Raw genomic sequence first — 18053 nt, 5'->3', positions numbered from 1 at the left:
GGCGCTCCAGTGCGAAGCGCTCCCAAAAATCTTGGGGCCGCTTCGCAGCCCAGCGGGAGCAAGCTCCCTCGCCACAGCAAGCTCCCTCACTACAGCAAGCGCCCTCACCACAGAGCCTCCCTTGTCCACATTAAGTGTTTTACACGGGCTGATGTTTCAGCGCTCGAACGCGTAAGACCGCTCCACCTTGCACACCCGCGTATGGCACGCCGAGTACCAGGTGGCGCGGCCCTGTTCGCGCACCTCAGTGTGTTCGGCGTGCTGCTTCCACGCCAGGATCGCGGCTTCGCTGCTCCAGTAGGACACCGTGATGCCCAGCCCGTCGTCCCCGCGCGCCGATTCCACGCCGAGAAAACCGGGTTGTTGCCGGGCCAGTTCCAGCATGCGGTCGGCGGCTTGTCCGTAACCGTTGTCACCTTCAGTGCGCAATGAACTGAACACCACGGCGTAGTACGGCGGTTTGGGTGTCTTGGCGATCATGCGCAGGCCTTCAGCAGCGCAATGGCCAGCGGCGGGGTGACGCCTTTAAGCGCCGCACGTTCCGGCTGGAACAGGGTGGCGACAAAAAACGGATGGCCCAGCAACTCCACCGCCCGCAGGTCGCCCGCCGAGTCATGGCCGCTGGCAATCAGGTCGGCTTCCAGCAATGCGCTTTCGAAGTCTGGATTGATGCCATAGCGGCAACGGTAGCCTTCATGGATATCGAGGGTGGCGTAGGCCTCGGCGATGCGGGTAAAGGCCATCAAGCGAATGGTGTCGGTCGCTTCCACCAGCGCGCAGGTCAACGGTGTCAGCACTGCACGCGGCGAGTCGGGGGCCAGTTCGCCATGCTCGGCGTCGGCCCAGCCCAGCACGTTGCGGGCATATTCCAGCACCGCGTGTTGAAAACCGCCGCAGGTGCCGAGGAACGGGCGCTTTTGTTCACGGGCATACCGGATGGCCAGCAGCGCGCCGTCAAGGTCTCGGTAGGGGCTGGCGGGGACGCACCAGAAGCCGTCGTAGTGCTGCAGTTGTTCGGTGGATTTGATCGTGTCGGTGGCCAGCCAGTCGAACCGCACCGTCAAGCCCAGCGCCGCGCCGGCCTGTTGCAACGCCAGGGGAATGGCCTGGTGGGCGGTGACCTGTGCATCGTAGTCGCCGATCAGGGCCAGGTGCAGGGTGGTTTTATTCATCGAGGGTATCCGTGGCTTGTTGAGTCCTGGCGCTCACTATAGATTGGCGTTCACGCAATCAATATTGGCGTTAACACACATGTTCAATGCAGCGGCGCACTATCAGATCGACTACCCCGACCTTTCCCTGATCCTCGCCCTGGTGCGCGGCGGCACGCTCGCGCGGGCGGCGGCGTTGCTGCGGGTGGATGTGTCTACGGTGTTTCGCGCGGTGCGGCGGCTGGAGACGGCACTGGGCCAGACGCTGTTCGAAAAGAGCCGCGCCGGCTACCTGCCCACCACCTTGGCCACCACCCTCGCCGAGCAGGCCGAACGTGCCGAACAGGCGCTGGAGGCAGCACGTGTGGGAGTGGAGCAGGGCGGTGAAGTGATCAGCGGTACGGTGCGCCTGACGTGCACGGACTCGGTATTGCAGTCACTGTTGCTGTCGGCCCTGGCGCAGTTCATGCCGGGCTACCCGGCGTTGACCCTGGAGCTGAGCACGTCCAATGACTTCGCCAACCTCAGCCGCCGCGATGCGGATATTGCCCTGCGCCTGACCAAGGCACCGCCCGAGCATCTGGTAGGACGTTGCCTGGGCACGGTGTCGTATCGGGTGTGCGCCAGTGCCGACTATGCCCGCCAGCATGCGGGGGAGGAACTGGCGGCCCTGAACTGGATCGCGCCGGATGACTTCCTGCCGGATCACCCCACCGTCACCTGGCGGCGCCAGCACTTGCCGGGGGTGATGCCGGCCTATCGCTGCAACAGCATGGTTTCGGTAACCGAACTGGTGCGCGCGGGACTCGGGGTGGCCGCGTTGCCGGATTACCTGCTGGGCGCGGACCTGCAACCGTTGAGCCCGCCGCTGGTGGGGCACGATACCGCCCTGTGGCTGCTGACGCGCCCCGATTGCCGGGCCTTGCGTTCGGTGGTGACGTTATTTGATCAGTTGGGCCAGCATGTGCGTTTGCCGGTGAGATAACTGTGGGAGCCAGCTCCCACACGGGATGCGTGGGAGGGTCAGGTCTTGCGCACGAATTGGTCGTGCATTTCGCTGGTCAGCCCTTCGATGCGTTCGGTCAGTTGTTTGGTCATCTCGGTGAGCTTGGTGTTCTGCTCCAACAGTTCCAGCAGTTGCTTGGTGGTCTGCGCCGCCTGGGCCTGGCGTTCGGTGTTGGCCACGGCCAGGGCTTCGCGGTGCTGGGCGTCGGCGTCGGATTGAGCCTTGTCCCGTGCGGCCTGGCGGGTCTGGGCGAGCAAAATCAACGGCGCGGCATAGGCCGATTGCAGGCTGAACGCCAGGTTCAAGAGGATGAACGGGTAGACGTCAAAGTGCGTGATGCCGGTCATGTTGAGCACGACCCACAGAATCACGATTGCCGTTTGCGCCCCTAGGAACGTCGGGGTGCCAAAGAAGCGCGCGAAGGCTTCGGCTTTCAACGCAAAGGTGTCGTTGCCAAAGGTCGGCGCGAGATGGGCGTGTTTACGATGAAAGCGCAGGTGGTCAACGTTGGCTTCAGGTTTATCCGGGGTCATGGCGGGCTCGAATCCGTGGCGTAAGACAAGCCACCACTATAGACCGAGCCCTCGGCCTGGCACATGAAGAAGCCTGTCGCTTACCTGTTGCCCCGTTCATTGGCAAACGCACTCACAGCCTGCACCGCCTCGCTGGCGCCTTCGCGAATCTGCAGGATCACGGTGCCGGCCTGGTTGGCCAGGTCCACGCCCTGGGCGGCGCGGTCGCGGGTACCGTCCATGCTGTCGATGGCCTGGCGGGTTTCGGTCTGGATCATCTCGATCATCGACGAAATCTCGGCCGTTGAACCGCTGGTGCGCGCCGCCAATTGCCGCACTTCATCGGCCACCACCGCAAAGCCACGCCCTTGTTCGCCGGCGCGTGCGGCTTCGATGGCAGCGTTCAATGCCAGCAGGTTGGTCTGGTCGGCAATCCCGCGAATGGTGTTGACGATGGCGGTGATCTGCTGCGAACGCTCGCCCAGCTTGGCGATCAGCGCGGAAGAACCGTCGATATTGGCGGCAATCTCACGCATGCCGGTGGCGGTCTGCTGGATCACCTCGGCGCCTTTTTCGGCGATGTCCCGGGTTTGCAGCGAGATGTGATAAGCCTGGGTGGCGCTTTGTGCGTCGGCCGCGTGTTTCTCCACCATGGCCGTGACGTCGGAGGCGTATTTCACCACCTTGCACAGGCGCCCGCTGGCGTCGTACACCGGGTTGTAGTTGGCTTCCAGCCACACCACCTGGCCGTTTTTGTCGATGCGTTCGAATTGGCCGTTGAACAGCTCACCCTGGTTCAGCCGTCGCCAGAAATCGCTGTAGGCGCTGCTGTTGGCCAGCTCCGGTGTGCAGAACATGCGGTGATGCTTGCCCTGCACCTGCGCCAGGTTGTAGCCCATGCGCTGCAGGAAATTCTGGTTGGCGCTGATGATGGTGCCGTCGAGGTTGAACTCGATCACCGCCATGGCGCGGTCGATGGCCTGCAACTTGGCGTTGGCTTCACTCTCGGCCTGCATTTTCGGGGTGACGTCCATGGCGTACTTCACCACTTTCACCACGCTGCCGGACTCGTCGCGCACCGGGTTGTAGCTGGCCTCCAGCCAGATCGGCTGGCCGCCGCTGGTCATCCGTTCGAAGGTCCCGGACTGGAATTGGCCGTTGCGCAATTGCGTCCACAGTTGGCCGTACTCGGCGCTGCGGGCAAAGGCCGGGGTGCAGAACAGGCGGTGGGACTGGCCCATAACTTGGTCGGCGGTGTAGCCCATGGCCTTGAGGAAATTCTCGTTGGCCCGCAGGACCGTGCCTTGCAGATCAAATTCAATCACCGCCATGGAGCGGTCGATGGCGTCGAGAAGGCTGGCTTGCTGGGCAATGGTGGCTTGCAGGGTACTGATGGTTTTTTTATGGGCGTTGAATAGCATGGTCGTGTGCTCGGGGGAAGCAAGCGTCAGGGGTATCCATGGGGGCGCCTGCCACCGTAAGGCCTGGCCATACGGCAAACGTGCTCATTGCCAGCTTCCTTGTGCTGGCAGCGGGGTGGAACAGCGAGTTCTGAGTCGTATGGCCGGCAAGAAGTTCTATGCCAGTCGACCAATGGCGGCATTATGCTATCGGTCGGCGACGGGCGCGTTTAATTCAGACGAGATGCAGAGGGCGGGATTCAGGCGGAATGGGCGACCACGTAGTCGCTGATATTGACTCGGTTACGGCCGGTGTCCTTGGCCGCGTACAGCGCGCGGTCCGCTGCGTTGAGCCACATGGCCGCGTCGGTGAAGGTGCTCTGGAAAGACGCCAGGCCAATGCTCAGGCTGACCCGCAGCTCGGGGATTTCCGGGTTGCGGTAATTGCTGAACACCTCGCGCATGCGTTCCATGACTTGCGCGGCCTGTTCCATGGGCATGTCCGGAAGAATCACACAGAACTCGTCGCCGCCGTATCGCCCGGCCAGGTCGTTTGCCCGCAGGTTGCGTCGAAGTTCCAGGCTTAGTTGGCGCAGAACCTGGTCACCGATGATGTGCCCATAGCTGTCGTTGATCTGCTTGAAATGGTCGATGTCGATCAGTGCGATGGTGGCGTTCCCATGTTGTTGCTGGCACTTGTGAAACTTCAGGTGCAGCAGGTCTTTCCACGAACCGTGGTTGAGCAGGCCGGTGAGGCTGTCGGTGCGGCTCAAGGCGCTCAGGGCGCGTTTGTGTTCCGACAATTTGATCGCCAGGCGGTAGCAGACCATGCCCAGCGCCATGGGATACAGGGTCAGCATCGGCAGGCAGGCGTAGACCTGGACCAGGCTGACGTCGGGATTGAAGTGGATGCCAAACAGCAGCCAGGACACGCCGATACCTGCCAGTTGCGCCACGATGCCGTGGAGGAACAGGCGTTTGCCGCCGGCGGCGACGTTGTTCATGGTCATCATCGACAGGATGGTCACGGCCGTCAGTGGCGTGAACTGTGTAGTCGCCGCCCAGAACCCGCCGAGCAGCGAGTCGTAGAGCAGGTTTCGCCGTTCCGCCTTGTAGGGGAAATCGGAGCGGGTCGAAAATTGATAGGCCAGGTGCGCCCAGCCAAAACCATTGAACAGCAGCAACGCCCAGACCCAGCCTGGCATTTGCAGTGGGTAGAGCGCGGCGATGACGCTGATGCAGCCGATGCCCAGGCCGATGATCCTTGGCCTGTAGATACGTCTGGCAAATGACAGCCCTTTGCCTCGTTGGTTTTCCATAGATTCCTGGGTCGATTCTTTTTTTGCAGGTACGACGGCACACGTGATCGGGAAAACCACTGGTCGGATAATACGTGTGAATATTGTCAGTTATTCGCGTGGGAATAATCAGTGTCCTTCCAGGCCATTTGCAAAGGACACGCGGCGAATCAGATAAAAACGACCTTGGATGTCGTTCCTGCAACAGGTCAGTGCTGCGGCACGACCTCATAGCCTGCGAGGAACAGGTCGATGGCCGACTCGATGACGTTCGCTTGGGCGTCGGCGTCCAGGGTCGGCTGGCCGAGGGTGATCTGTGGCCAGAAGGCAAAGGCCTTGAGCAGGCTTTGCACCTGGTGGGCGGCGAAGCATGGGTCGGTGCAGCTCAGCCGGCCGTCTTCCTGGGCGGCGCGCACCCATTGGGTGAAGCCTTCTTCACGCTTGCTCAGGCGGTTGACCATGTCCTGGGCACGTTCCGGCGAGTGGATGGTGGCGGCAATCGCGACCCGGGCCAGGTCGAGGAAGTTGGCGTCCGACATCATCGTCATCTTGGCCTGCAGCAACCCGCGCAGTTGCTCCCGCAGCGGGCGGTCGCTGGCGTAGCTGACGTCCAGTTGCGCAACACTGCTGGCCCACAGTTGATGCAGGATCTCGGCAAACAGCTCTTCCTTGCTCGGGAAGTGGTTGTACACCGTGCGCTTGGAAACTCCCGCCGTGGCCGCAATCTTGTCCATGCTGGTGACCTCGAACCCGTTGTCACGAAACTCGGCAATGGCGGCTGCCACGATGGCTTCGCGTTTACGGTCGGTGAGGCGCAGGGGTACAGTCATGGTGGGAGTTCGGCTCTGAAGGGAAACTTACACTCGGTAGTTTACTTGCTCCCGGTTTTGTTGCAATCTAGAAACTACACTGTGCAGTGTAATTTTTAGAGCAGTCTGCAGGAGTTCCTCGGTAATGGCCACGATCTCAACCCGTCTCGACAGTTCTTCTACAGCGCCCAAGTCTTCCGAACAGCATCAAGGTCACTTCACCAATCAGAAGCCCATCCAGCATGGCGGCTTGGGCAAGACCCTGGGCATCATGTGGAAGATGCTCTTCCAGAAGCCCCGCAGCACGCGCCCGGTGGGTGAGATCCCGGTGCAGCCGCTGACTCGCGAGCAACTGTTTGCCGCCCCGGACCATAGCGTTTTCCGCCTCGGCCATTCCACCGTGCTGCTGAAAATGCGCGGCAAGTTCTGGCTGACCGACCCGGTGTTCGCCGAGCGTGCTTCGCCGTTCAGTTGGGCGGGCCCCAAGCGTTTCCATCAGCCGCCGATCAGCCTTGAGGACCTGCCGCCGATCGAGGCGGTGATTCTTTCCCACAACCACTACGACCATCTGGACCACAAGGCGGTGGTGCAACTGGCGGACAAGACCCGCTATTTCCTCGCGCCGCTGGGTGTGGGCGATACCCTGGTCAAGTGGGGCGTGGATGCCAGCAAGGTGCGGCAGCTGGATTGGTGGCAGGGCACTGAAGTGGACGGGATTCGTTTTGTGTCCACGCCGGCCCAGCACTTTTCCGGGCGCGGCCTGTTCGATGGCAACCAGACGCTGTGGTGTTCGTGGGTGATGATCGACGGCTCACGGCGAATTTTCTTCAGCGGTGATACCGGCTATTTCGAGGGCTTCAAGCGTATCGGCGAGCAGTACGGCCCGTTTGACCTGACCCTGATGGAGACGGGTGCCTACAACGTCGACTGGCCCCACGTGCACATGCAACCGGAAGAAACCCTGCAGGCGCACATCGACTTGAAGGGCCGCTGGCTGCTGCCGATCCATAACGGCACGTTCGACCTGGCGTTTCATGCATGGCACGAACCCTTCGACCGCATCATGGCGCTGGCATGGGAGCGTAACGTGTCGATCACCACACCGGCGATGGGGCAGGCGTTCATGCTCAACCAGCCGGAGCGCGGGCAGGCCTGGTGGCTGGAAGTCGAGCATCAGGGCAGTGAAGCGCACGTCAGCGGATAATCACCGTCTGATCGCGCGCTCAGGGATTTTGAACGAGCCATAACCAGCCATTTCCGACAGACATCCACCTCGCTTAAGGGATGCAATCACGCCTCGAAACTTTATTCCGGGGCGTGGGAGTGTATGGACGATAAGAGTAGGAAGGTCACGGGGCCGGGCGTGCGCTGCCTGTTCAAGACTTCAGGGTCGGGGGACAGTTGTACTCCCCAGCCTTGCGCCCCCACTGCCAGCCAGGGCGTCGTGTTTGGCAGTCATGCGGCCGGTACGATCGTCAATTCGGCCACTCACCAGGGCGGCCTGGAGTTCGGCTCCACGGGCGGTTACGGCCCCAGGCTCGACCTCCCTGGCCCCATGATGCACAGCGTGCGCGATCCCGCGTTATCACTGATTGCCCTCAGCGGTGTCGACCCTGAGGGGCGGGTGATGGTGGAGATTCCACCCGTCGCTGATCCGGGTCATCTGATCAACACACCGCCCTTGGCTGGCAGCCGTATTGGTTTTGCCAGCGAGTACGTTACCGGTGATGTGCGCAAACCCGCCAAACACAGCTCGCACTTTGCCCGGGTACTGGACGTACTGCGTGCAGCCGGTGCGCAATTGGTGCCTGTGACGGCGCGGGTGACCGATGACACACGTCACTTCACCCTGGACCCCGGCAATGAGATTAACGACCGGGTCACGGAAAACCGCCTGGATGGGGTGGTGGCGGATGCGCAAGGTGTTGCTTTCCACAAAGCAGCGACTGCCGATAACCCACGCTTCAGCGTGCCCGCGGGCACCGACGTCGACGGGGTGTCGAGGGTCGTCTGGTTCTATGGTGCGCACTGGTCCAGAGATCGTCTGGCGGCGTTGGTGCGAGGTTGCCAGCAGGTTCTAGCGCGGCTTTAAGGGCCTACGCCATGGGGAGAGTGATCGTACGCCGCGGTAAGAGTTGCCCCCGAGTCATCGAGTATTTCGCTTCTTAGACTGAGGCAGGGATATCGAACGGTATTCCCAACATTCAGGCAGGCGGGGAGTATTTATGATCGGACCAGGTTTGGGCGCGGGATGGGCAGCGGGGCTTTTCGATGCAGTGGTGAACCCGCCACAGGCCTACAGGAGTGCCGACGATTTGGCAGCGGCCATGACCCGGCCCAATGGGGCCAGTTCCGATTTGGTGGTGAGGGATTCGCTGAAGCTGATCGCCAACATGGACAAGGGCTTGCAGGGCGGCAATGCGTTCATTGAAATCAATCCTGACGCTCGTGTGAAAGCCCGTGCGCTGGATCTGGAGCGGGCCGAAGGCAAAGTGCGCGGGCCTTTGCATGGCATTCCGATAGCGCTCAAGGATGTGTTCGAAACCGGCGACAAGATGCAGACCAGCGGTGGCTCCATGGCGCTGGTGGGCAGGCCCGCTTCAAGGAACGCCAAGGTGGTGGACAACCTGCTGAAGGCTGGCGTTGTGATTATTGGAAAAACCAACATGAGCGAATTGTCCAATTTTCGCTCTGAGGCGCCGGTTGATGGCTGGAGCTCCAGGGGCGGCTTGACCCTCAACCCGCATCGGCTGGATGGCCAGGCGGCGGGCTCGAGTACGGGCTCTGCGGTAGCCGTTGCTCAAGGGATTGTGCCCTTGGCATTGGGGGTCGAAACCAATGGTTCAATCATTACGCCGGCGGCTTACAACGGTGTTATTGGTTTCAAACCGACCGAAGGATTAGTGAGTACCGAAGGGGTGATGACCAGTTCCCGCCAGGACACGGTGGGCACCTTCACCCGTAACGTGCGTGATGCGGCGCAAGCACTGGATGCGATGACGGATACCAACCGCTACACCCAGGGAATCAAGCCTGACGCCTTGGTGGGCAAGCGCATCGGCTATACGCCGTTGCCTGAGTTATCAGCAGAAGATGCCAACGACCCGGCGAAAAAAGCCGACAGGCAGCACTTCGAGGACGCCATTACGTTGCTGCGGGCAAGGGCGCGACATTGGTACCCGTGGGTCAACTGGGTGAGGGCGTCCCGTACGAAACCCATGAACAATATAACGACGCGTTGTTATCGGACGTTAAACACCAGCTTGAAGCCTACCTGGCCGGACGGGCAGGCTTGCCGGTGAAGTCGCTGGCTGAGCCGATTGAATTCAACGAGCGCAACAGCGGTCCGGGTGTGCCGGATCAACAGATGCTCACCATGATCAACGGGATGGATATCAGTGATGAGGCGCGCAATGAGTTATGGGCTGCCATCGGCCCGATTTTCAAAAGCACCATCGATAAGCCACTGGCCGAGCATAAGCTTGATGCAATAGTGTCCAATTTTCACTCGTACAGTTACTACTACTCGGCAGTGGCCGGTTATCCCGGTATCTCCATACCATCGGGCATGGACGACGAAGGGATGCCGACAGCCGTTCACTTCTATGGGAAAAATTTGAGCGAAGCCACGTTGCTGTCGGTCGCCTACGGGTATGAACAGGCCTCCCAGGCAATCAGGAAGCCTGCGTTTAAACCCGGCCTGCGCTAGTCCGGATTACTTCAACCCATAACGAGCGGCGGGTTCACGGTGCGACAGGTTCGGACCCAGGGCCAGCCGCGCGCGTTCGTAGGTGTCCCAATCTGCGCTGTCCGGCAGGGACGGAATCGTCACGGCTTCGCCTTGGGCGAGGCCTGCCAGGGCGGCGTCCACCAGGTTTTCGGTGGTCATCACCATGGCTTCCGGCAGGTTGTTCACAGGCAGGCCGGCGATGTCCCAGAACTCCGTGGCGGTAGCGCCTGGCAGCACCACCTGGACCACTACGCCCTTGTCACTCAGCTCATGCTGCAGCGATTCGCTGAACGCCTGCACGAACGCTTTGGTACCGCCATACACGCCGTTCAGCACTTTGGGAGCGAGAGCGACAATCGAGCCGATGTTGATGATCGTGCCACGCCCTTGGGCGACAAAGTTGGTTGCCGTGGCTTTGGCCAGGCGGGTCAGCGCCAGTACGTTCAGCAGAATCATCGCGTCCATTTTGTCGGCATCCGACTCCAGCAGCGAAGCCGTGGCGCCCACACCGGCGTTATTCACCAGCAGGCTGATACGGCTGTCTTCGTGCGCGATCCGGGCGATTCGCGCCAAGTCGGCTGGCAGATTGAGATCGGCCGCTATCACCTGCACGTCACGCTGGGTATTGGCTTTCAAGCGTGTTGCCAACTGCTCCAGACGTTGCTGGTTGCGGGCCACCAGAATCAGATCGTAGCCGGCACGGGCCAGGCGGTCGGCATACACCGCACCAATTCCTGACGAAGCACCGGTAATCAGGGCATAACCTTTGTGTTGCGACATGGCAGTTGCTCCAAATGGGCCGGGGAGGGGGGCGGCCTTGTTGGAACCAAGATTATGGGTGTAATGTGGTGGCTGCAATGTCGTATATCCCTCCTTTAGAGACATGAGGTTTGGCCATGGTGTCCGTCGGTATCCTGCTTTTTCCCGGTTTCCAGGTGCTCAGCCTGTCCACCAGCAGCGTGTTCGAGTTTGCCAACTTCGTTGTGGGGCGACCGTTCTACCGCGTGGACTTGTTGTCGGAGCATGGCGGGCCGATAAAAAGCTCCATGGGCTTTGCCATTGATAGCCTGGCGTTCGGACAGCAGGTCTACGACACGATCCTGGTGCTGGGGGACAACGAACTACTTGAGCCCACTCCTGGCATGGTGGAGTACCTGCAAGCGTCATTGACGGCGTCGCGCCGGGTTACATCGGCCTGCACCGGTTCGTTCCACCTGGCAGCGGCCGGCCTGTTGGAAGGGCGCAAGGCAACCACCCACTGGTACCACGCCATGACGTTTCGCCAGCGCTACCCCAACGTGAAGCTGGAGGAAGACCGGATCTTCACCGTCGATGGCCCGCTCTGGACCTCTGCCGGGATGACCGCCTGCATCGACCTGGCCCTGGCCCTGGTCGAGCACGATTTGGGCGTGGAAGTGGCCCGCGACGTGGCGAAAAAACTGGTGGTTTACCATCGCCGTGCCGGTGGCCAGTCACAGTTCTCGGCGTTGCTGGAACTGGACCCAAAGTCCGACCGCGTACAAACCGCCCTGGCGTGGGCCAAAGGGCACTTGCACGAGGACCTCTCGGTAGAGCAACTGGCGCAAGCGGCACACCTCAGCCCGCGTCAGTTCAGCCGACTGTTCCGCGCCGAAACCGGGCAATCGCCGGCCAAGGCGGTAGAACACCTGCGCATTGAAGCGGCGAGGTTGATGCTCGAATCCGGCAGCCACTCCATCGACGTTGTCGCCAGGGAGACGGGCTTCGGTGACCCGGAGCGCATGCGTCGAGCCTTCCTGCGAGCGTTTGGCCAACCGCCACAAATGATCCGTCGGGCGTTGCAGTTGCAGGCGTGAACTTGCGGGAGCCAGAACCTAGGGCAACTCAGGCGAATAGCACTTCAATACGTCCTTGAGTACGTGAAGCTGGCGCAGCCGTAATAACGATTTGCACATCGCGCCCCAGGCGCGACAAACACTCAAGCATTTTGGCTTCACTGATACCCCGAAACCTGCCACGCAGCATTTCAGACACCTTGGGTTGGGATAAACCGAGAATGACGGAGGCTTGTGCCTGAGTGAGGCTACGTGCCTTGAGAATCTCACCAATCTTCGTCGCCAGCTGTGCCTTGACCTGCATTTCACTGGCGTCGGGCTGCCCGATGTCTTCATAGACATTGCCGGTGCTTTCTTCGATCTCAATCGCGTTGTGATGCTTGTGCATGATCCTGCGCCGCCTTGAGTCGCTGTTTGATCAGTTGTATGTCGTGCTGTGCTGTAGCGATGCCTTTCGTCGACTTTTTCTGGAAGCAATGAAGGACATAAACAGCTGAGTCGAAACGGACGGTATACACGCCACGATAAGTGTTGCTGTCGAAATCCTCCACCACCTCAAGTACCGCGTTACCGCCAAACCCTTTCAATGCCTTGGTCTGTGAGTGCTTGCCTCCTCCTTGGGCGAGGTGGAGCGCAAAGCCAAACACATCTTGAACAGGCCCAGGCATTTGCTGCAGATCTTTCTTGCTACCGCCCACCCAGAGGAGTGGCTTCCCTGAACTCATGAGAGGATATACCTAAATAGGGATAAGCGTCAGCGCGAAGAGAAATCTTACTCAACCGTTTCAAGCACTGAATGCTCTGACGACAGTGGCAAAGAGCCCCGCACATTCATCCCCCAACCCGGCGCAAAGCCCGGGAAAAACACCAACCCTTCAGCCTCCAGGCGAAACGCCACACTCAGGCGGACAGCATCGTCCACGTCGCCATGGCTTTCAAAACGTTGAAGGGCGTCCACTTCCACATCCGCTTCCCGGGCCAGGTCTTCCCGGCTCCAGCCCAGCATCAGGCGGGCCTGGACGCTGTGCCGTGGGGTGAATTGATGAAGGACGATCTGCTGTTCTACGGTGCTGCTCATTGCCAGAGAGGACATGGACTTTCTCCAGGTTCGACGGGGGGGGAGGGCAAACTATACTGTGTTTTTGTACAGTTGTTTTGACCGCTCATCAACTGGATTTTCCGATAGCGCTGCCGCCGCTCTATTTCGCCCCTTCCAGGTAGGTGCTCGGTGACTGCCCAAGCACCCGGCGGAACATGCTGGAAAATGCCGCCGGGTTTTCATAGCCCAGGTCCAGGGCGATCCGGGTGACGCTTTCACCGCTGGCCAACCGCGCCAAGGCCTGCACAACACAGGCTCGCTGGCGCCACTGCACGAAGCTCAGGCCGGTTTGTTGGCGGAAATGCCGGCTGAAGGTGCGCAGGCTCAGGTGCGATTGTTGCGCCCATTGAACCGGTGACTGGTGCACGTCCGGCCGCTGCAGAAACGTCAGGCACAGAGCAAGCAGGCGAGGGTCCTCCGGCAGCGGGATATGCAGGGGCAAGTGCGTGGCGCGTGCCAGTTCATGCAACAGCAGGCTGACCAGCGCACCGTCGCGCCCGGCCTCGTCGTATTCCAGCGGCAGCTCCACCGCCTCCATCAGCAACTGTCGCATCAGGGGTGAAACGTTGATGACGTGGCAGTCGGTGCCCAAGTCGGTGACGGCGTGCGGTTCGATATACAGGCTGCGCGTCGACACGCCGAGCATCAGCACTTCATGGGGCACTTGGGCCGGAATCCACACCGCGCGCTGGGGCGGCACAACCCAGTTGCCTTGCTGGGTGCTGACTTGCATCACCCCGGTGGCGCCATACAGCAACTGGCCGCGGCGATGGCTGTGGCGCTTGAGCAGATAGCCGTGGGGATAGTCGGTGCCGATTGCCACGACCGTTCGCGGGGTCAGGTCGAGCTGAGCGATGGAAACGTTGCGCATGGAGCTGATTCCGGAAGTGGCAATATCTCGCATATTATTGGCCGACATGCGCAAGCGGGCCAAGCCTTGAATCTCTATCGTCGACAGCTCTCCCTGATACTGAAGGCGATTCTCGATGTTCTATCTATTACTGGCACTGTTCGGCTGCATCACCGGCGTAACCGCTGTGCTGTTCGGCTTCGGTGGCGGGTTCGTGGTGGTGCCGTTGCTGTACGGCATGCTCAAGCTCAGCCACGACGCGGGCGTGAGTGAATCAGCGATGCATATCGCGGTCGCCACCTCGACCTGCGTGATGATCGTCAACGCGCTGATCGCCACTGGAAAACACCGTCGCAAAGGTAATCTGATTCGCCACTACCTGTGGCCGTTGGGCGGGTACATCGGGGTTGGCGCCGTGCTGGGGGCAGGGGCTGCAATGTTCGCCAGCGGCGATTTCATGCGGTACGCCTTTATCGCCTACCTGGCCATCACCATCGTCGATTGTCTGTTGCGCAGGGGCTTTCTCAGCCAGGACGACAGGCTCCAGCCACGACGCCTGAGCGGCATGGAAGTGACGGGCGGCGGCATCGCCATTGGCCTGATCGCGACCTTCCTGGGGGTGGGCGGCAGCGTGATGACCGTGCCGCTGTTGCGCCGTTGTGGCTTGAGCATGTCCCAGTCCACGTCCATGGCTAATCCGCTGAGCGTGCCGGTGGCGCTGGCCGGTACATTTACCTACATGCTCATGGCTGGATTCGCCAAGGTGCAATTGGGCACGTGGTTTGTCGGCTATGTCGATTTGCTGGCGTTTGCCATCCTCACCCTGGGCTCGCTGCTGGGCATTCGCCTGGCCACGCCGTGGATCGGTCGCATCCCGGATGCACTGCATGCGCGGGTGTATATCGGGTTGTTGGGCGTGGTGATGGTGAGCATGCTGGTCTGACGCAAGTGGATTTTGCGTTCTTTTAGCCGCAGGCTAGGGTTACTTCTCTATTCAAAAGAAAGTGACCGGGGGAATGTCATGTCCATTTCCGAAAGCGATTGGCAGAAGTTCAAAGTCCTCAGGGCATTGGCACTTGAACGCTTTTACCTAGGCGTACTGGCTGATGCAAAGACCATCAGCGAGCGCGAAACGCTTTCTGCCGAGGCTCGGTACAGGACGCTGTATAGCCTCACCAGGGATCGCCATAACGATGTCGTCCGAATGTTTGATCTCTACAGTCGTTCGAAAGCCCGCGAGAGCCTTGCGCAAATGATCAGGCATGATTTGTTGAGTGATTCAGAGTTGTCGGTATTAAGCGAAGAGACATTGAGCGCTATCGGCTACGCGGTCAGGCAGCGTTACGAAATCGAGTGGGTTGCTGCACACGTACAAGGCGACTGAGTCTTGTCTTAGACTTCAGTCAGAATGTTCAGGAAATATCTTGATGCTTAGTTTTAATTGTACGCAGGCGGCTGGTAATTTTTTTAGCCGGGTTCACAAAGGCAAAAAAATTACCCCGGTTCAAAAACCGCCGACACAAGAGCGCCAGGGCGATGACCTGTACGCCGACCCTCATCAGTGGCTGGTCCATGCCGCGACGGTGCAACGTAAACATGTGCTGTTGGCGATACATCTGAAAACCCGCTATTGCATGCTGTTTTTTGATATGAAAAAAGCCGACGCCGATGGCTTCGTGCGCACCTTTATTAATCGGTGGATGAGTGGTGTTTTGGATCTCGCCTTAAAGTCTGATGTTTTGGATTTGGTTGATCCGTCTGTGCCTGAACAGCAATTCGTCAGTTTGGTCGAGTCGTACTCTCTACAGCAGCGGGGTGATCGGAGTGCGCAGACTCAAATCAACGAAATATTGCGGAGTTTTGAGATGGACGCAGAAGGCGTGGATCTTGTTGCAATGCCTTGGAGCGCTCTGCATTACGACGCTCGAATCAACCATACGCCTCGAAGCTTGAAAGATGTGAAGGGGCTTCATTTACCGGATGAGGAAATGCTGATTCACTGGTTGGTCACGGTAGGCGGCTTGGACCCTGCGGGCGCCGCACTTGCACGTGAAAAGTACCGTTTATTCAGCCGAAGGGCCTGACCTGGAATCGCATTACCGTTCTCCCAACCCCGGCGCCTCGCGAATAATCAGGTGATCCAGGTTCTCGATATTGGCACTGAATACCCCGAACGTCTGCTCGGGGTTTTTCTTGCTTGGCACCTGTTTCAGCTCCGGCGTCACCCCGTAGAAGAAGCAATACAACGGCCGATCACTGTCCACCGCGGCCTTGATCTGCTCCAGGAACGCCTTGCGCTTGCGGTAGTCCTCGATCAGTTTTTTGCTCAGGTAAACGTTGATGGAATAGGGCTTCTTGTCGAGCCAGGCTTTCTTTTCGAAGTCGATGCGAAAGCTGCTGGTGTAGTCCTTGATCTCCTTGATCCTGCCCCAGTAGATCAGGCCTTTATTGTCTTGCAGGTATTCGATCTTCTTGAAAAACGTCCAGTAGGTCGCGGTGTGATCGCCGATCTTCAAGGGCATGCTTTTCAGCTTTTCCTTATCGCCGATATTGGACACGTAGCATTCCACCGGGTGGGCAAAGACGCTGGTCTTGTCCGGGGTGGTGTCGCTTGAGCTGTGAGACAAGGCGTAGCGGGTTGCCGGCGTTTTCGGTGGCTCTTGTGCGGTGCCACCCTCAGCACCGATGACCGGCGTTTTGCGTTCGTACTGGCGCCGCGTCAGGACAAATTCCGACGGGAAGTTTTCCTCCGGCCCATCCTCAGATTCGCCTTTTCCGGCAGGGCGACTGGCGTAACGGCAACCCTCGATATGCCGGGTGCTGGGGATGTTCTTGAAGTGGGGCGTACGCAGGTAATTGACGTTTTTTGCATTGAACGTGCCCAACACATTGCCCGCCGCAAACGCCGCCCGGCATTCGTCGTTGGGGCACAGGAAACTGTCCTTGTCGGAATCGAAGGCGGCGGTTTCGTCGAAATTCAGGTCGCGCACGTCATAGATCGACAGCTTGTCGTCGAGACTCAGGCTGTAGGCCGTGTCGAATTTCATGGGGCTCGGGTCCGTGAGAGGTTTCGCTATTAATAGCGGGATATCGAGCAAATATCAGTAGAAATTACGCACGGACCACCACACGCCGGCCACTCAGGAAACACAAGGTGCCACCCACCGCCGTCAGCCCGCTGAGTACATAGAACATAGAGGCGGGGGATGCGTTGATCAGCAGGTAGCCGCAGATCACCGGGCTCAGCGCCCCGCCAAATGCCGCCAGGTTTTGTGCGCCGTAATAACTGCCGCGCAGGGCGTCCGGGGCGATGGTGTCGATAAACAGGAACTCGGACGGGTAGATGATCATCTCCCCGAGGGTGAACACAAACATCGCGACACACCACGACACCAGGCCGTCTGCCATGCTGAAGCCGATCAACCCGGCAATAAACAGCGAGGTGCCAAGCACGATCCAGTAGCGCAGTTGTTCACGCTTGAGGAAGCGGCCGATCTGGTACTGCATCAGGATCACCGTGATGGCGTTGCACGCCAGCACCGCAGAGAGAATTTTCAGCGCGTTCTCCGGCTTGTAGGCCACCAGCAGAAACTGCGACAGATAGAGGGTGTAGCGCCCGTGGACAATGGTGCTCAACAGGCTGCCGCTGGTGAACAGGATCAAGGTGCGATCGCTGCGCAGGGTCCTCAGGGTGCTGAGAAAACTTAAGGGTTTGTTGCTGTCGTCGCGCTGGGTCGGTGGGATGCCGATCATCAGGAACAGGCTGCCAAAGGCAATCGCGCTGGCGATCAGGAACGGTGCCAGGGGCATCTGCCCGGCAATCACCACGCCGAGCATCGGGCCGGTGGCGTAGCCGACATTGGTCAGGGTGTAGCGCAGGGAAAACACCTTGGCCCGCTGGCCCACCGGCAGGTTCTCGCTGATGATCGCCTTGGAGCCGATCAGGAACAGTGCCGAAGCGGCTTCGGTGATCACCAGGGTCAGGGTGGTCAGGTACAGGTTGCTGGCGAAGGTCAGCAACAAAAAACCGATGGAGCTGGAAAGCATCGCCAGGATCAGCAGCTTGCGCTTTTCCAGGCGGTCGATGATGTAGCCACCATAGAGGCCCAGCAGGGTGGCGATGAACACGGCGATGCCCATCAGCAAGCCGATGTCTTGCTGGTTGAGGCCCAGGCGGGTGCTCAGCAACAGGGCGAGCAATGGGCTGGTCATGGCGCGGCTGACGACGATGGTCACCGAGCAGATCATCAGGCGGCGGATTACCAGGGAGTATGTGGCCACGGTGGGGCGGATGTCCTTATTCTTTTTTCAAGGCGATGAAGATCCAGTGTGGGAGCGGGCTTGCTCGCGAATGCGGTGTGTCAGTGCCAACTGTACCGGCTGA

The 18053-nt window shown here is 59.9% G+C and carries 20 protein-coding genes and 1 pseudogene; 8 read left to right on the top strand and 13 right to left on the bottom strand.

Annotation, left to right across the window (positions count from 1 at the left end; translation table 11 throughout):
- Positions 1 to 156: 156 nt before the first annotated feature.
- Positions 157 to 480, bottom strand: a complete 324-nt coding sequence (locus ACW9I6_RS21215; protein ID WP_003211463.1) for an antibiotic biosynthesis monooxygenase family protein — start codon at positions 478 to 480, stop codon at positions 157 to 159.
- A complete protein-coding gene (locus ACW9I6_RS21210) occupies positions 477 to 1172 on the bottom strand; it encodes a CTP synthase C-terminal region-related (seleno)protein (protein WP_457339785.1) in 696 nt (231 codons plus the stop codon). Before ACW9I6_RS21210 ends, ACW9I6_RS21215 begins: the two co-directional genes overlap by 4 nt.
- A gap of 79 nt (positions 1173 to 1251) precedes the next feature.
- Here ACW9I6_RS21210 and ACW9I6_RS21205 point away from each other — a divergent pair, with 79 nt between their 5' ends.
- Positions 1252 to 2136: a LysR family transcriptional regulator gene (locus ACW9I6_RS21205; protein WP_457339784.1), complete on the top strand. Its 885-nt coding sequence runs from the start codon at positions 1252 to 1254 to the stop codon at positions 2134 to 2136.
- A 38-nt stretch (positions 2137 to 2174) separates the two neighbouring features.
- On the opposite strand, the gene ACW9I6_RS21200 is transcribed toward ACW9I6_RS21205, so the two are convergent.
- The 4 genes from ACW9I6_RS21200 to ACW9I6_RS21185 form a co-directional block, all read right to left on the bottom strand.
- Positions 2175 to 2690, bottom strand: a complete 516-nt coding sequence (locus ACW9I6_RS21200; RefSeq protein WP_003211469.1) for a DUF1003 domain-containing protein — start codon at positions 2688 to 2690, stop codon at positions 2175 to 2177.
- A gap of 80 nt (positions 2691 to 2770) precedes the next feature.
- Positions 2771 to 4090 carry a methyl-accepting chemotaxis protein gene (locus ACW9I6_RS21195; protein WP_457339783.1) on the bottom strand — a complete coding sequence of 440 codons (1320 nt, stop codon included), beginning with the start codon at positions 4088 to 4090 and terminating at the stop codon, positions 2771 to 2773.
- 239 nt (positions 4091 to 4329) lie between these two features.
- Complete coding sequence (locus tag ACW9I6_RS21190) at positions 4330 to 5388, bottom strand: diguanylate cyclase (RefSeq protein WP_457339782.1); 1059 nt, start codon at positions 5386 to 5388, stop codon at positions 4330 to 4332.
- Positions 5389 to 5576: 188 nt separating this feature from the next.
- A complete protein-coding gene (locus tag ACW9I6_RS21185) occupies positions 5577 to 6197 on the bottom strand; it encodes a TetR/AcrR family transcriptional regulator (protein ID WP_003211473.1) in 621 nt (206 codons plus the stop codon).
- A 124-nt stretch (positions 6198 to 6321) separates the two neighbouring features.
- On the opposite strand from ACW9I6_RS21185, the gene ACW9I6_RS21180 reads away from it, so the two are divergent.
- The 3 genes and pseudogenes from ACW9I6_RS21180 to ACW9I6_RS21170 all read left to right on the top strand — a co-directional run bounded on the left by ACW9I6_RS21180 (position 6322) and on the right by ACW9I6_RS21170 (position 9885).
- Positions 6322 to 7380, top strand: a complete 1059-nt coding sequence (locus ACW9I6_RS21180; protein ID WP_003211475.1) for an MBL fold metallo-hydrolase — start codon at positions 6322 to 6324, stop codon at positions 7378 to 7380.
- A 123-nt stretch (positions 7381 to 7503) separates the two neighbouring features.
- Positions 7504 to 8268 carry a hypothetical protein gene (locus ACW9I6_RS21175; RefSeq protein WP_457339781.1) on the top strand — a complete coding sequence of 255 codons (765 nt, stop codon included), beginning with the start codon at positions 7504 to 7506 and terminating at the stop codon, positions 8266 to 8268.
- Positions 8269 to 8503: 235 nt separating this feature from the next.
- A pseudogene (locus ACW9I6_RS21170) lies at positions 8504 to 9885 on the top strand (amidase family protein).
- Positions 9886 to 9891: 6 nt separating this feature from the next.
- Here ACW9I6_RS21170 and ACW9I6_RS21165 read toward each other — a convergent pair.
- Positions 9892 to 10686: an SDR family NAD(P)-dependent oxidoreductase gene (locus ACW9I6_RS21165; protein ID WP_457339780.1), complete on the bottom strand. Its 795-nt coding sequence runs from the start codon at positions 10684 to 10686 to the stop codon at positions 9892 to 9894.
- A 116-nt stretch (positions 10687 to 10802) separates the two neighbouring features.
- Between ACW9I6_RS21165 and ACW9I6_RS21160 the strand changes: the two genes are divergently transcribed.
- Complete coding sequence (locus ACW9I6_RS21160; RefSeq protein WP_008432938.1) at positions 10803 to 11741, top strand: GlxA family transcriptional regulator; 939 nt, start codon at positions 10803 to 10805, stop codon at positions 11739 to 11741.
- 28 nt (positions 11742 to 11769) lie between these two features.
- On the opposite strand, the gene ACW9I6_RS21155 is transcribed toward ACW9I6_RS21160, so the two are convergent.
- The 4 genes from ACW9I6_RS21155 to ACW9I6_RS21140 all read right to left on the bottom strand — a co-directional run bounded on the left by ACW9I6_RS21155 (position 11770) and on the right by ACW9I6_RS21140 (position 13690).
- Entirely contained in the window at positions 11770 to 12108 is a 339-nt protein-coding gene (locus ACW9I6_RS21155; RefSeq protein WP_003211485.1) for a helix-turn-helix domain-containing protein, read from the bottom strand.
- Positions 12083 to 12445 (bottom strand): type II toxin-antitoxin system RelE/ParE family toxin, encoded by a 363-nt coding sequence (locus ACW9I6_RS21150; RefSeq protein WP_457339779.1) that lies wholly within the window; start codon positions 12443 to 12445, stop codon positions 12083 to 12085. The genes ACW9I6_RS21155 and ACW9I6_RS21150 overlap by 26 nt, the downstream gene beginning before the upstream one ends.
- 47 nt (positions 12446 to 12492) lie before the next feature.
- Positions 12493 to 12813 carry a helix-turn-helix domain-containing protein gene (locus ACW9I6_RS21145; RefSeq protein WP_023659239.1) on the bottom strand — a complete coding sequence of 107 codons (321 nt, stop codon included), beginning with the start codon at positions 12811 to 12813 and terminating at the stop codon, positions 12493 to 12495.
- 106 nt (positions 12814 to 12919) lie between these two features.
- Positions 12920 to 13690 carry an AraC family transcriptional regulator gene (locus ACW9I6_RS21140; RefSeq protein ID WP_177008443.1) on the bottom strand — a complete coding sequence of 257 codons (771 nt, stop codon included), beginning with the start codon at positions 13688 to 13690 and terminating at the stop codon, positions 12920 to 12922.
- A gap of 115 nt (positions 13691 to 13805) precedes the next feature.
- Between ACW9I6_RS21140 and ACW9I6_RS21135 the strand changes: the two genes are divergently transcribed.
- The 3 genes from ACW9I6_RS21135 to ACW9I6_RS21125 all read left to right on the top strand — a co-directional run bounded on the left by ACW9I6_RS21135 (position 13806) and on the right by ACW9I6_RS21125 (position 15753).
- A complete protein-coding gene (locus tag ACW9I6_RS21135; protein ID WP_457339778.1) occupies positions 13806 to 14612 on the top strand; it encodes a sulfite exporter TauE/SafE family protein in 807 nt (268 codons plus the stop codon).
- A gap of 78 nt (positions 14613 to 14690) precedes the next feature.
- Positions 14691 to 15053, top strand: coding sequence for a hypothetical protein (locus ACW9I6_RS21130; protein WP_457339777.1), 363 nt, complete (start codon positions 14691 to 14693; stop codon positions 15051 to 15053).
- 43 nt (positions 15054 to 15096) lie between these two features.
- Complete coding sequence (locus tag ACW9I6_RS21125) at positions 15097 to 15753, top strand: DUF6933 domain-containing protein (protein ID WP_023659241.1); 657 nt, start codon at positions 15097 to 15099, stop codon at positions 15751 to 15753.
- 12 nt (positions 15754 to 15765) lie between these two features.
- Here ACW9I6_RS21125 and ACW9I6_RS21120 read toward each other — a convergent pair whose 3' ends face one another.
- Both ACW9I6_RS21120 and ACW9I6_RS21115 read right to left on the bottom strand, forming a co-directional pair.
- Positions 15766 to 16716, bottom strand: coding sequence for a hypothetical protein (locus tag ACW9I6_RS21120; protein ID WP_457339776.1), 951 nt, complete (start codon positions 16714 to 16716; stop codon positions 15766 to 15768).
- Positions 16717 to 16780: 64 nt separating this feature from the next.
- Entirely contained in the window at positions 16781 to 17950 is a 1170-nt protein-coding gene (locus tag ACW9I6_RS21115; protein ID WP_003211499.1) for an MFS transporter, read from the bottom strand.
- Between the last annotated feature and the right edge of the window lie 103 nt (positions 17951 to 18053).

It is taken from the genome of Pseudomonas sp. SDO5522_S412, from assembly GCF_054071215.1.
Note: the sequence above shows the minus strand (reverse complement) of the source record. Positions and strands in the feature narration are given on the sequence as shown.

What these genes read in the sequence shown, in the direction of transcription:
- ACW9I6_RS21135 (WP_457339778.1), top strand. Translation starts at nt 13,806, where the DNA reads ATGTTCTATCTATTACTGGCACTGTTCGGCTGCATCACCGGCGTAACC.
- ACW9I6_RS21140 (WP_177008443.1), bottom strand. Translation starts at nt 13,690, where the DNA reads ATGCGCAACGTTTCCATCGCTCAGCTCGACCTGACCCCGCGAACGGTC.
- ACW9I6_RS21125 (WP_023659241.1), top strand. Translation starts at nt 15,097, where the DNA reads ATGCTTAGTTTTAATTGTACGCAGGCGGCTGGTAATTTTTTTAGCCGG.
- ACW9I6_RS21200 (WP_003211469.1), bottom strand. Translation starts at nt 2,690, where the DNA reads ATGACCCCGGATAAACCTGAAGCCAACGTTGACCACCTGCGCTTTCAT.
- ACW9I6_RS21165 (WP_457339780.1), bottom strand. Translation starts at nt 10,686, where the DNA reads ATGTCGCAACACAAAGGTTATGCCCTGATTACCGGTGCTTCGTCAGGA.
- ACW9I6_RS21130 (WP_457339777.1), top strand. Translation starts at nt 14,691, where the DNA reads ATGTCCATTTCCGAAAGCGATTGGCAGAAGTTCAAAGTCCTCAGGGCA.
- ACW9I6_RS21175 (WP_457339781.1), top strand. Translation starts at nt 7,504, where the DNA reads ATGGACGATAAGAGTAGGAAGGTCACGGGGCCGGGCGTGCGCTGCCTG.
- ACW9I6_RS21180 (WP_003211475.1), top strand. Translation starts at nt 6,322, where the DNA reads ATGGCCACGATCTCAACCCGTCTCGACAGTTCTTCTACAGCGCCCAAG.
- ACW9I6_RS21150 (WP_457339779.1), bottom strand. Translation starts at nt 12,445, where the DNA reads ATGAGTTCAGGGAAGCCACTCCTCTGGGTGGGCGGTAGCAAGAAAGAT.
- ACW9I6_RS21155 (WP_003211485.1), bottom strand. Translation starts at nt 12,108, where the DNA reads ATGCACAAGCATCACAACGCGATTGAGATCGAAGAAAGCACCGGCAAT.
- ACW9I6_RS21195 (WP_457339783.1), bottom strand. Translation starts at nt 4,090, where the DNA reads ATGCTATTCAACGCCCATAAAAAAACCATCAGTACCCTGCAAGCCACC.
- ACW9I6_RS21160 (WP_008432938.1), top strand. Translation starts at nt 10,803, where the DNA reads ATGGTGTCCGTCGGTATCCTGCTTTTTCCCGGTTTCCAGGTGCTCAGC.
- ACW9I6_RS21210 (WP_457339785.1), bottom strand. Translation starts at nt 1,172, where the DNA reads ATGAATAAAACCACCCTGCACCTGGCCCTGATCGGCGACTACGATGCA.
- ACW9I6_RS21205 (WP_457339784.1), top strand. Translation starts at nt 1,252, where the DNA reads ATGTTCAATGCAGCGGCGCACTATCAGATCGACTACCCCGACCTTTCC.
- ACW9I6_RS21190 (WP_457339782.1), bottom strand. Translation starts at nt 5,388, where the DNA reads ATGGAAAACCAACGAGGCAAAGGGCTGTCATTTGCCAGACGTATCTAC.
- ACW9I6_RS21185 (WP_003211473.1), bottom strand. Translation starts at nt 6,197, where the DNA reads ATGACTGTACCCCTGCGCCTCACCGACCGTAAACGCGAAGCCATCGTG.
- ACW9I6_RS21145 (WP_023659239.1), bottom strand. Translation starts at nt 12,813, where the DNA reads ATGTCCTCTCTGGCAATGAGCAGCACCGTAGAACAGCAGATCGTCCTT.
- ACW9I6_RS21215 (WP_003211463.1), bottom strand. Translation starts at nt 480, where the DNA reads ATGATCGCCAAGACACCCAAACCGCCGTACTACGCCGTGGTGTTCAGT.
- ACW9I6_RS21120 (WP_457339776.1), bottom strand. Translation starts at nt 16,716, where the DNA reads ATGAAATTCGACACGGCCTACAGCCTGAGTCTCGACGACAAGCTGTCG.